At 60.9% G+C, this 11987-nt stretch carries 10 protein-coding genes; 3 read left to right on the top strand and 7 right to left on the bottom strand.

Annotated elements, in window-relative coordinates; translation table 11 throughout:
* On the top strand, window positions 1-1968 hold a 1968-nt coding region (locus VGY55_00375; GenBank protein HEV2968408.1), incomplete at its 5' end, for an FtsK/SpoIIIE domain-containing protein.
* Between the two features lie 44 nt (window positions 1969-2012).
* On the opposite strand, the gene VGY55_00370 is transcribed toward VGY55_00375, so the two are convergent.
* From VGY55_00370 to VGY55_00340, 7 genes are all read right to left on the bottom strand, one after another.
* Window positions 2013-2312: a hypothetical protein gene (locus VGY55_00370; protein HEV2968407.1), complete on the bottom strand. Its 300-nt coding sequence runs from the start codon at window positions 2310-2312 to the stop codon at window positions 2013-2015.
* A gap of 173 nt (window positions 2313-2485) precedes the next feature.
* Window positions 2486-2833 carry a P-II family nitrogen regulator gene (locus VGY55_00365; protein ID HEV2968406.1) on the bottom strand — a complete coding sequence of 116 codons (348 nt, stop codon included), beginning with the start codon at window positions 2831-2833 and terminating at the stop codon, window positions 2486-2488.
* 153 nt (window positions 2834-2986) lie between these two features.
* Window positions 2987-5758: a zinc-dependent metalloprotease gene (locus tag VGY55_00360; protein ID HEV2968405.1), complete on the bottom strand. Its 2772-nt coding sequence runs from the start codon at window positions 5756-5758 to the stop codon at window positions 2987-2989.
* Between the two features lie 311 nt (window positions 5759-6069).
* Complete coding sequence (locus tag VGY55_00355; GenBank protein HEV2968404.1) at window positions 6070-7047, bottom strand: type II secretion system F family protein; 978 nt, start codon at window positions 7045-7047, stop codon at window positions 6070-6072.
* A gap of 2 nt (window positions 7048-7049) precedes the next feature.
* Window positions 7050-8012 (bottom strand): type II secretion system F family protein, encoded by a 963-nt coding sequence (locus VGY55_00350; protein HEV2968403.1) that lies wholly within the window; start codon window positions 8010-8012, stop codon window positions 7050-7052.
* 76 nt (window positions 8013-8088) lie between these two features.
* Window positions 8089-8658, bottom strand: a complete 570-nt coding sequence (locus tag VGY55_00345; protein ID HEV2968402.1) for a hypothetical protein — start codon at window positions 8656-8658, stop codon at window positions 8089-8091.
* A gap of 383 nt (window positions 8659-9041) precedes the next feature.
* Window positions 9042-9479, bottom strand: a complete 438-nt coding sequence (locus tag VGY55_00340; protein ID HEV2968401.1) for a TadE/TadG family type IV pilus assembly protein — start codon at window positions 9477-9479, stop codon at window positions 9042-9044.
* A gap of 276 nt (window positions 9480-9755) precedes the next feature.
* Between VGY55_00340 and VGY55_00335 the strand changes: the two genes are divergently transcribed.
* Entirely contained in the window at window positions 9756-10979 is a 1224-nt protein-coding gene (locus VGY55_00335; GenBank protein HEV2968400.1) for a pilus assembly protein TadG-related protein, read from the top strand.
* A gap of 83 nt (window positions 10980-11062) precedes the next feature.
* Complete coding sequence (locus VGY55_00330) at window positions 11063-11428, top strand: DUF1573 domain-containing protein (GenBank protein ID HEV2968399.1); 366 nt, start codon at window positions 11063-11065, stop codon at window positions 11426-11428.
* Window positions 11429-11987: the final 559 nt, after the last annotated feature.

The raw sequence follows: 11987 nt of genomic DNA, 5'->3' as shown, positions 1-11987 counted from the left end.
TGGGACGGCGGCAAATTCATCTGGAAGGAACCGGAGTTCGGCAAGTTTCCGCTGGCCGTCGATTCCCCTCCGCCGGAAGAACGCTTCACGCAGATCGTGCAGCTCGTCGGCGAAAGCGCGAAGGACTCGCGGCGCGTCGAGGTGCCGTTCGAATACATTGCCCCGGCCGACGACAAGTGGTGGGCTGGTAGCACCGCGCACGGCATCGACGTCGCGCTGGGCCGGGCCGGCGCCACCAAGCTCCAACATTTACGGCTTGGTCATGGAACGTCGCAGCACGTGCTCGTCGCCGGAAAGACCGGCTCCGGCAAATCGACCCTGCTGCACGCGCTGATCACGAATCTCGCGCTGACCTATAGCCCGGCCGAGATCGAGCTGTATCTGATCGACTTCAAGAAGGGAGTCGAATTCAAGACCTATGCGACGCACGAGCTGCCGCACGCGCGCGTGATCGCCATCGAAAGCGAGCGCGAGTTCGGGCTGAGCGTGCTGCAGAACCTGGATTCCGAGCTGCGGCGCCGCGGCGATCTGTTTCGCAACCTCGGCGTGCAGGATTTGGCCGGATTTCGCCAGGCCGAGCCAGGGACGGCCCTGCCGCGGATTCTGCTGGTGGTCGATGAGTTCCACGAGTTGTTCGTGGAGGACGACAAGATTGCCCAGGAGGCGGCGCTATTGCTCGATCGGCTCGTGCGGCAAGGGCGCGCGTTTGGAATGCACGTGCTCTTGGGTTCGCAGACGCTGGGCGGGGCGTATAGCCTGGCCCGCAGTACGATCGGGCAAATGGCGGTTCGGATTGCCCTGCAATGCAGCGAGAACGACGCCCATTTGATCTTGAGCGAAGACAATTCGGCAGCGCGCCTGCTCACGCGCCCGGGCGAGGCGATTTACAACGACGCCAATGGGATGGTGATCGGCAACAACCCGTTCCAAGTGGTTTGGTTGGCGGACGAGCGGCGGGAAGTCTACCTGGAAGGGATTCGTAAGTTGGCTGCTCGGCACGAGCCGCCGTTTACCGCGCAGCAGATCGTGTTCGAGGGGAACGTGCCGGCCGACGTCAGCCGAAATCGGCTTTTGAGCGGACTCTTGGCCGCGGACGCCTGGAACGAAACCCCACTCGCGCCATGCGCCTGGCTCGGCGAGGCGATTGCCATCAAAGACCCCACGGCGTCCGTTTTCCGGTCGCAGAACGGCTGTAATCTGCTGTTGATCGGACAACACGACGAATCGGCCCGCGCCATCATGGCCGCGGCGCTCATCAGCCTGGCGGGGCAGCAGATGGCGGCCGAAAACCAGCCGCAGAATGGCCACACGCATTTGGCCCAAGCGCGATTCTACTTGCTCGAGCCGGCGCGCTCGTCCGATCATCCCGGCCCGACTCTCGCGCAGCTTGCTGAATCGCTGCCGCACCCAGTGCGCGTGGTCGGGCGGCGCGACGTGCCGCCGGTCATGGCCGAGCTGGCAGAAGAGGTCGAACGCCGCCATTCGGCGGAGCATTCCGGCGGCCCGCCGATCTATTTCTTCGTTTTCGATCTGGCTCGCTTCCGCGATCTCCGCCACGACGAGAGTCTCGGATATTCCTTCGGCGGCGAGCCGCGTCCAGCCAGCCCAGGCCAGCAGTTTAGCGATATCTTGCGCGAAGGTCCGGCGGTCGGAGTCCATACGATTGCTTGGTGCGATACGCTCAACAATCTGCAGCGGGCCATCGATCGGCAGGGGCTGCGCGAGTTTGACGTCCGTGTGCTGTTCCAAATGAGCGGCGCCGATTCGAGCCAACTCATCGATTTGCCGCTGGCCAGCAAGCTCGGCCCGAACCTCGCGCTGTTTTACAACGAAGAGGAAGGCCGGATTGAGAAATTCCGTCCCTACGCCTGGCCGGCCGATGACTGGCTCGCCTGGGTCCGCGAGCGGCTATTTGCCCGCTCTGCCGCAAAGACGAGCGGCGAGCAGAGGGTGGCGAGCGAGGAGTGACCGGCAAACGGCCCGCGCTGCCCGAAATTCTTCGCACACGCTTGTTACTCGTTACTCGTCGCCCGCCACTTCGCGAGCACTTCATCCATGCGGGCATTGAACTGACCGCGAGTCAGCACTTCGTCGCAGCCGGCCGCGGTGGCCGCGGCGAGCCGATCTTCGTGCACGTGCGGCCCGTAGGCAACGATGGCCCGCGGCGGACTGGCCGCGGCACGTAGGTCGGGCACAAGCTGCCGCGGATCGAGGCCCGGAACGTTCAAGTCCAATAACACGAATGGCGGCGCTTCCGCGGCCGCCACTTGTTCCGACAGCGCCACGGCACTCCCAACAGTTCGAATGGTCATCCCCGCTCGCACCGCCGCGCCGGCAACTCGCGAAGCAAACAAAAGGTCCGTCGTTAGAAACAGAATTCCCATGAGACGGCGATCTACGTAGAAAAGCAGCGGACACAACGCCAAACCAAGACCGCAGGTCGTCGGCCTCGTCCCCGAGTTCCCAACCCCGAGCCCCGTCTTCCTCACACCGCCTCGGGCCCGCGGACGTCGCCGAAGAGTTGGATCGTCTCGACCGCCGGGAGGACGAATATCTTCCCGTCGCCGATCTGACCTTCGCTCCCGGTGCGGGCGGTGGTGACGATCGCATCGACGGTCCGCTCGAGAAAATCGTCGTTCACCAAGATTTCCAAAGCGATCTTCCGCAACAGGTGCGTTTTGTATTCGTGCCCGCGGTAAAGCTCCGTCTGCCCGCGCTGGCGGGCGTAGCCCTGCGCATCGCAGACCGTCATCCGCGTCACCTCGATCCTGTTGAGCGCATCACGAACCGCGTTCAACTTCGTCGGCTGAATAACGGCGACGATCATTTTCATCGCAAGCGACTCCGTCCTAGGAGAACTTAGGCAACTCGTAGGGTGCGTCAAGCGGTCCTCCGCGCAGACGCACCGATCGTCGCATTCCACGGTCAGCAGCGGTGCGTCTGCGCTTCGCTTGACACACCCTACAGCCACGGCTTCTTCATCATCTCACGGCATCTTGAGCAGCAGCCGAGCGTCGGTCACCTTGGCGATTCGGTTGGAGGTTTCCAAGAGGTGCGCCTTCGAGTAGTCGTCGAGCTTCGTGTTGTCCTTGAGCAGCTTGTCGATCCGCTCCTCGAGCGACTTCAGTTCGCTGTAGGCGATCGTCTGGCAATCCGGCGGGGCTTGAGTTTCTCCCATCGCCAAACCCGAAAGCCGCTTGAGATAAATCCGTTGCAAGTTCCGCCGCAGGCTGCTGATCGCCGGCTTACGGTTGGTATAGTCTCCCGCCGGCAGCTTTTCCGTTTCCGCGAAAATCGCCGCAGTCAAGCCGTGAATCAACTCGACTGCCGTGAAGGCATCCTGATCCGCGGGCACCTTGAGTTCAGAGTCGGAAATCCGCGTAAGCGTCAGTGGCGAAAGCAACTGTTGGAGGATTCGGTCTTGCCAGAGTGCGATCACCTGGTGCACCGGATAATCGTTCCGCGGCGGCACTTCGCTTCCCCAATGCGACCAGCGCGTCGCCGCCATGTGGTTGTACAGGCTCGGCGGGAATTGGAATGGTGCGTCATTGAAGACCTGCTCTTCCATCAGTTTGAGCGCATCGCGCTGCTTCGCGGGCTCTGCCACGACGTATGGATCGGCCGAGTGGGCGTCGCCCTTGTGGCTGCGGCTCACGTACACGCCGCCGACATACCGCGCGGCGAAGTACATCGACTCCCCTTCTTCCGAGAGCAGCACGCCGAAGGCCTGCCGCACCCGCTGATAGCCGTCCCCCTCCTTCGTTACCTTATCGACGAGCTTCGGCCAGACCTCGTTCACCACTTTCGCCCGCTGTTTGGCAAACGCGACCGGGTCGTTGCCCAAGTCGAAACGATTGGAGAGCGGATCGGAATCGATCCCGCGAGTGTCTTCATCGGGCGAATACGACAACCCCGGCTCGCCGCTCCGCGCGGCGATCTTGTTCAACTCCGCGACTTCTCCCTCGGAGTCGGAGGCGCTGATCGGCTTGTAGCCGTATTCAATCGCCCACATGTCGTAGCTTCCGATCGTCGGCGAATAAAAGTTCCCCTGCTTGACGCCCGCGGGAACGACGTTGACCGGATAGTAGTCCATCACGCTCGACCCCATCCCGGATTCTTTGGTCTTCTCCGGGTTGTTGATGTCTTCGAGCGAGAATTGCGAGCTGGCCTTGAAGTTATGCCGTAGGCCGAGCGTGTGCCCGACCTCGTGCATCGTCACTTCCTTGAGACCCTCGGCCACGAGCCGGTCCTGTTCCGCGTCGGTCAACTGCGCACCTGCCCGGCCCATGAGCACGGCCGAACCGAAGGCGAACTGCCGCGATTCGCCCTCCTCGAGGTTGCAATGATCGTCGAGCGCATGGCCGCGCGAACCATGATGGGCCTCTTCTTCGTACGTCTGCAAGTCCAGTGCGCCGCCGGTCAGGGCCGCGATGCCGTGCGGGGTGAACACTTCGTATTCCGTCTTCCAGAACCGCAGGAAATCGGCGTCGAAAATGATCGAGGCATTGAGAATCTGGCCGTTGAGCGGGTTGGCTCGCGAGGGTCCCATTGCAAATCCGGCGCTCGAGGTGATCCAGCGGAACGTGTTGTAGTTCACATCCTCGGCGTCCCAGTCGGCGTTGTCGGGTTGCTGGCGGACCTCGATCGCATTAAGGAACCCCGCCTTCTCGAAGGCCTTGTTCCACTCCAGAATTCCTTCGCGGATCGGCTTGCGGAACTTGAACGGCACCGTCTTCTCGAGCCAGAAGATGATCGGCTTCTTAGGCGGCGATTGTTCCGCCGAGGGCTCCGCCTTTTGCAGGTCCCAGCGCGTGATGTAGCGCACGAAGCGGTCGTCGTCCACTTTGTGCGAGTAGTCTTTCATCGCCGTGACGAAATAGCCGACCCGATCGTCGGCTAGCCGCGGGCGATAGCCGTTCTGCGGCAACAGGCTCAGCGAATAGTGGATGTTGATCGTGACGGCCCGCGAATCGGGGACCGAATCGAGGTCCATTAGCCCGGCCGAGCCGTAGGTGGCGGCCACTTCCAACTCGACATTGTCCGGATAGCCGCGCACTTCGGCCCAAGTCGAGCGATTCGCGGAAAACGAATAGCCGGGCAGATCGTGCGAGATTTCAGGAAAATCGGTCATGAAGATTTGGTTCAGATCGACAATGTATCCGCCGCTGGGACTGATCGAAGTGATCGGCAAGCTGAACATGATGCTGTCGGTATACGCGATGCCGACCGCCCGCTCTTCGGGGCTTCCCTTGGCTGCGGTGAAGCGGACATTGCGGCGGACCACTTGGATATGGTCGTCCACCTTGCGGAATTGCCAGATGGCGTCCTCGCCGTTGCCCCCCCAGCTCATGCCACCCAGGATTTGCCCGTGACCGATGCCGCGGGCGATCGAAATCACCACGATGAAATCGCGATTCAAAGTGCTGTTTGAGAACTCGGCCAGTACGCTCCCCTCCTTGTGAAAGAGCGGAACGAGGCCCGATACCGACTTATAGTCCTTCGTCACGGTTGCGAACGGTGCGTACTTTGATTTGCCCTCGCGCCCCGACCCGCCGGAGCTGGATTCGTCGGAGCTGGCGCTATTGTCTGCCTTGGCCTCCGTCGATTTTGCGGTAGTCGAGCCGGAGGCCGAATTGGCGGCGTCCGACTTGGCCGCCGGGGATTTGTCGCCGGTGGGCTTTGTCTCTTCGGCGATCACCACGGCCGAAGTCAAAAGCAGCAGTACACCTGGAACCAACAGACCAAGTCGGGAAAGCATTCGAGACTCCTCAAAGTAAAAGGCGAGGGTCGATAAACCGATCGCGGGGCAATTGTATTGAATACGGGCAATTGTATTGAATACGCGGGTTTTGAGAGCCGGGTTCGACGAAGCGGCCCGGTAAATATACCGTATCCTACCACTCGCGCGCCGCCCTAAACAAGCAGCGGCCAAAGAGTTTGGCCGGAATCGGTCACGTGCCGAACGGCAATTCCGCGAATGCCGCACACGCCCAGGGGCACTTTTTGCGCCGGTCAACTCGCCTGCCCCGCCGAAGACGTCCACACGACCATGGCCCGCGCATCTCCCGCTTAATGTCCCCCGATCGCCGGGAACATGCTGTTGACCATCGTGATCGCGGCTGGGCCGGCGAGCACGACGAGGATTCCCGGAAAGATGAAGATCACCAGTGGAAAAATGAGCTTCACTGCCGTCTTCGCCGCCTTCTCCTCGGCAAGCTGGCGGCGCCGGGTACGCATCGAATCGCTTTGCAAGCGAAGCGCCTGAGCGACGCTTGAACCGAACTTGTCGGCTTGAATCAAGATGGTCGCGAGGCTTTGCAGATCATCAACTCCGGTGCGGAGACCCAATTCGTTCAGCACTTCAGCCCGTTGGCGCCCCATCTGCAATTGAAAGTTCGACAGGCTGAACTCCTCGGCGACGACTCTGGCCATCTTCTTCATTTTTTCGCTGACCTTGCGCATTGCCTGATCCAATCCCAAACCCGCTTCGACGCAAACGACCATCAGATCCAGCACATCCGGCATTGAAAGGAAGATGCTTTTCTTGCGTCTGCTGGCGATCACTCCGACGAAAATGTCGGGAAGATAAAACATCATGGCGGTGCCGAAGACCGTGTAGATGAGCGCTGTCTGCGTGGCGCCGCTCGTAGCGAGTGTTGTGCCTGCAAAGAGGAAAAGGCCCAGCAAAAATCCAATGAATTTGAATCCCAGGAAGATGCTCATGTCCGAATCACGGCGGTATCCTGCGGCGGAAAGCCTGGCCTTGAGCTTGCTGGCCTCGAATTCATTCTTGGGCGCGAGCGGCCTGGCGAAGGCCGGTGTCGCCTTCTTGAAGGCACGGGCCATCGCGTCGGCTCGACTCCCGTTAAACCCCTCCCCACGGCGCCGCGCGGTCGGGTCGCGCAGGTCGTCGAAGCGTTCGTCGGCGCGGGTTTTCCGCCCGCCGAGCAGTTCCATTGCAAGCCACGTCCCTAACGCCACAACGCCGAAGATGGCGAACGGAAGCAGCTTTGCGAGACTGAAAAAATCGGCCACTGAGCTGGACACGGCTATACCCTGATGTTAACGATTTTGCGAATCACGAGCGCGCCGAGAATCTGCATGACGATCGCCCCCGCCAACATCATCTTCCCCATGGGATCGGTGAAGAGGAGCATCGCGTAATCGGGATTCAGTTGCCACAGGGCCACGAACAACACGGGAGGCAGGGCCAAGAGCACAATTCCCGAAAATCGCCCGTCGCCTGTCAACGCCTGCACCTGTCCCCGAATCTGGAACCGCTCGCGGATCAAGCGGCCGATCTTGTCGAGAATCTCGGCCAAATCCCCCCCCGTCGTTCGCTGCAAAATCACGGCGGTGGCGAAGAAGTCGAGGTCGAGGTTCGGCATTCGTTCCGTCATGCCCTCAAGCGCCTCGTCGAGCGGGATGCCGAGGTTCTGCTCCTCGAACGCCTTGCGAAACTCGGTCCGAATCGGAGCCGGCATCTGCTCGGCCACGAAATTGAAGCCCGAGGCCAGGCTGTGTCCCGCCCGGAGTGCCCGCGAAATCAATTCCAGTGCGTCGGGCAATTGCTTTTCGAACTTCTGGAAGCGCCGCCGCCGTCGAAACATCAGCCACTGGATCGGCAGCGATCCGGTGAACAGGCCGACGACGAGGGCGACCGCCGGATTCATCCCGGCCGCAACGCTGCCGGCGATCCCGAACAAGGTCACCCCGCTGCAGATGGCGAAGAACTGCGACGGAGTGATCGACGTATCAGCCTGTTGAAACCAGCGAGTCAGGCGGAGAAATCTCGCGAGAAATGTCTCAACCAGGCCCTTCGTGGAGTCCAGCGGCTGCGCTAATACCGTACTTTCTTTGAGCGGGTTGGCCACTGCCGGTGAGGAAACCTTGCCCGTCAATTCGGCCAATCGTTGTTCGAGTCGATCTTCACTGACGCGTAGCAGGAGCCCCACGCCGACCACCAGGCCCGTCACGGCGAGAAATATCGCGAAGGCAACGAGGGGTGACATGGTCGGAATTCCGAGGTCAGCGATCCGTGTTAAATAGCCGCGCGGCCCGCTGGCGTCGGAGATTGAACGTCTGAGGTCAGTCTTGCATCGTCACACATTGCTCGAAGGCGCTCGCGGGTGTCGGCGCCGGGATGGTCGCGGAGCACAAGGGGACGGCTCCCCTCTCGGCGGATGGTTCTCGGATAGCCTGCTGATGCTGCGTCGCAAGTTCGGCGGGCACTTCAACTGGCCTGCGCTTCGATCCCTCTTCCATCAGGATGATTCGCTGGCGCACCGCATTGTATTCCTCCGCAAATTCCGTCCAGAAATCACCGGATCGGAGGTGGACTGAATTGGCCGGGTTTCCCATGGCGAGCGCGCGCATCTCGCACCTCACTCGGTACATCGGTCCCGCCAGACGGTTCGTCAGCCGGAGGCAGTCGAACATGAGAATCGGCAGCATCAATGCCGAAACGCATACGGCCGGCCCGAATTGAGACCAGAATTCCGCAAGCGGATGTAATACGACGTTGAGGGGGCCCACAAGGAACATCCGGAGGGCGAGCACTATTCCAGAAGCGACCAGGCACAGAAACCAATAAACAAAGATCCGCGCCAGAAACGCCGCCTGGACTTTGGGATCGACAAACAACTTTCTGCGCTTCATGCGGGACATAAGCTTTGCCTTGTCTCCACGAATCAGGAATCCGGGGGGCGAACGATCCTAGACCGATGCCAAGTTACCTATTCTAAGCTAGCCCAAAACTACGGTGTCCGATCTCTGCGGCGCGCGGGGTTTTCGACCGATCGACGCTCGTCCTGAGGCGAAAACGCACCGCCCAAACGCGGCATTGTCGGAATTATCGATACGGAGATGAAAAACTATCGAATTCCGACGGCGCTCCTTTTGGAGAATGATAGCGCATCATTCCCGCTATAAAGACAGGTTGGCAACGGCTGCTGCTGCCAGAGCCATCAGGACGCACGGAAGCTGACGATGGAAGAGGCAGACAACACGCGGGAGCAAGATGCTGCCGCGACGACGAGGCGCTAACTGCCGCTGCTTGACGCAGTGCTCTCCGTTCGCATCGCGGAGACGGCCTTCAGCGTCTTGCTGCCGAGCCATTGCGGCGTCGGGAGCCAGCTCACCGAAGTGAACGGCACGGTGACCTGCACAGTGATCGTCTGACCGGACGTGGCAGTCGCCGGATCGGGGCTGACCGTGGGGGTCGCTCCGCTGATGCCGGCGTTCGTCAGATACGTGGTGACCGCGCTCTTTACCGATGTGCTCGTCGCGGTCGTCAGGATCGCGACGCGGCCTCCCTCACGGGCCGCGTTGGTGAGAATCTGCTGCACCATCACCGCCCGGCCATATTCAATGAGGCCAAAAAGCAAGATGAAGAACACGGGAGCTACTAGCGCGAACTCCACCGCCGCCGCTCCGCGACGGTACCGCAAGTTCGCTCGAATGAAGCGCCTCGCAATCATGTTGGTAACCTCGTCGACGATGGCGCCTGGCTGCGGCCTAACCCAATGTTGCAACGATAGTTCCTGGCGTGGACAAGTCAAATCGACGGCCGGAGCCAATACCAGCCGCGCGCGAGGCGATTGGGCGCGGCGTGGTTCGTAAGCTATTCTTCCAAGGGGGGATGCCACGGCCGAACATCGCGCTAATGTCTGGAAACGCGACGATTTCGCACTTGATAATTCGTGTGTTTAGGTGTGTGGCGGCCGATTGGGCCTGATTCCTTCCGGCGAATCGCTATGAAACGATTCAATGCGACGACCTTGCGGCGCGGAGCGATCGCGCCGCTCGCCGCGCTGTTCATCGTATTTATCGTCGGCCTAGCAGCGTTTGCCATTGACTGCGGCGTAATCACCCTCGCTCGAACCCAGCTTCAAGCAGCCGCCGATGCCGCGGCGATTGCCGGGGCGGATGCGCTCAGCAGTGGTACCACGACCGCCACGACGGCCGCCCAGACAATAGCGCAGGCGAATTACGCCGGCGGCGCTCACGTCTCCGTCGTCACGTCGTCCGACGTCGAATTCGGCACCTGGGACACGAGCAAATCGACTTTTACGGTGCTCACAGGCGCCGCGGCATCGGGCGCCAATGCGGTCCGAGTCACTTGCTGGCTAAGCCAATCGCGTGGGACTGGGCTCACTCTGTTTTTCGCCCCGATCTGGGGCCACTCCGTTACGACCGTCAGCGCCCAAGCCGTCGCCATGAAAGGCTCTCCCGCGTGCGGTTTCGTCGGCTTAAACTCCGCCAGTTTTAGCGGCTCAAGCTATACCGACAGCTACGACTCGAGTAGCGGGAGTTATTCGAGTTCGACCGCGGGAAGCAATGGAAACATTTGCGGCAATGGCAATATCTCTCTCTCCGGCGGCACGGTCCACGGGAATGCGACGCCGGGACCAGGCAAAAGCGTCACCACCAGCGGCAGCGCTTCAGTCACGGGCACGACGACGGCGGCGACGCAAGATCTCGTCGAATCGGCCATCGACTCGAGCGCGGCATCAACGACCAACAACAACAGCAGCATTGGGAAATCGACCAAGGGACACGTGGCATACAATAGCAGCACCAAGGCCTTCAGCCTGGCAGGCGGCGACAGTATTACACTATCCGCCGGCACCTACTATTTCTCCTCGATTAAGCTCTCGGGCGGATCGACGATCAAAATGAGTGGTGCGACCACGGTCTATGTCACGGGCAATGTCGACCTCAGCGGCGGGAACGTCGCGACCGCGAGTTCAATCCCATCCAATTTCAAGCTGTACGTGCAGGGGAGCACGGCGAATATTTCGGGCAGCTCGGCGCTGTATGCCGAGCTTTACGCCCCCTCATCCGCGATCACGCGGAGCGCTACCGCCTCTTACTTCGGATCGATTGTCGGTCTCTCACTGAAAATGAGCGGTAGTGGCGGTCTCCACTACGACACCTCGCTAGGCTCCAGCAATAAGTATGCCGAGTTGGTCCAATGACGCGACGCCGCGCACCTCGCTGTCGAGCGATTTGGATTGCCTCGGCTGCTGCCGCGGTCGGAGCGATTGCGATAGTGGTTGTCATGGCGAATCGCGTCACCGCAAATCTCGGCGACGAGTCGCTTCCTCCGCGATTGGAAATTGGCAAGCTGCAACAGGACTTCGGCCGGGTTCAAGCTGGCGAGGTCGTAGACGCCGCCTTTTCAGTGCGCAACCGCGGCGGGCGGCGACTCATCCTCAGCGAGACTAACGGCACCTGCCGATGCATCAAGGCTGGCCGCCCGCAGGTTATCGTTCCTCCCGGCGCCACGGTGACTCTGCCCGCGCGCCTCGATACTGAGAATCTCGGAGGGTCGCTCAGGTTGGAAATCCACTATCGGACGAACGACCCGACGCGGCCGGAATTGACGCTCGTCGTGCTGGCCGCCATCGAGCGCCGCGGCCGTTGACGGGTGGCAAGGGGCATACGTCGGGCTTATCGTTCGCGCCTCGGTTTCTTGCGACGAAGAGGTCGTGTAGTTAAGCTGGATAACTTCGGAGGGCCAATTGACGCTGGGGAATGTCTACCGGGAGTCACTGACTACGGTGACCGGTACCCGGCCCGATCAACGGATCGACGATCATCCAGAACACGACGGCCATCAACCACGACGCCTTGAACGCCAGCAGCACCGACGGGGCGCTCTCGCCGACTCAGACCTTCGGCGCGATCACGACTAACACCATGATCACCTCGAATCAGTCACAGAATGTAACTGACGTAAACGCCAGTATTGCAATTCGTTTTGGGCGTCTTGGGCTTGTTCGGACTCCTCGCGATGAGCCGACGATCGCGGCGTAGAAGAAGCTAAATCGGCGGGTGCCAATGGGCAGCAAAATTCACAATAAACGCGCGTCGCGTCCTATCTTAATTCCAGCCTTGAGTCGGCATCTCGTTTGCCGGGGTCGCCGCCAGGGCCTTTCATTTTTTCAATTTGGGAACCGCACACTAGCCCGACGCGCCAGCGA

The organism is Pirellulales bacterium (genome assembly GCA_035939775.1).
In the GTDB taxonomy this organism is placed as follows: Bacteria; Planctomycetota; Planctomycetia; order Pirellulales; family DATAWG01; genus DASZFO01.
This window is presented reverse-complemented; position numbering and strand designations above follow the sequence as displayed.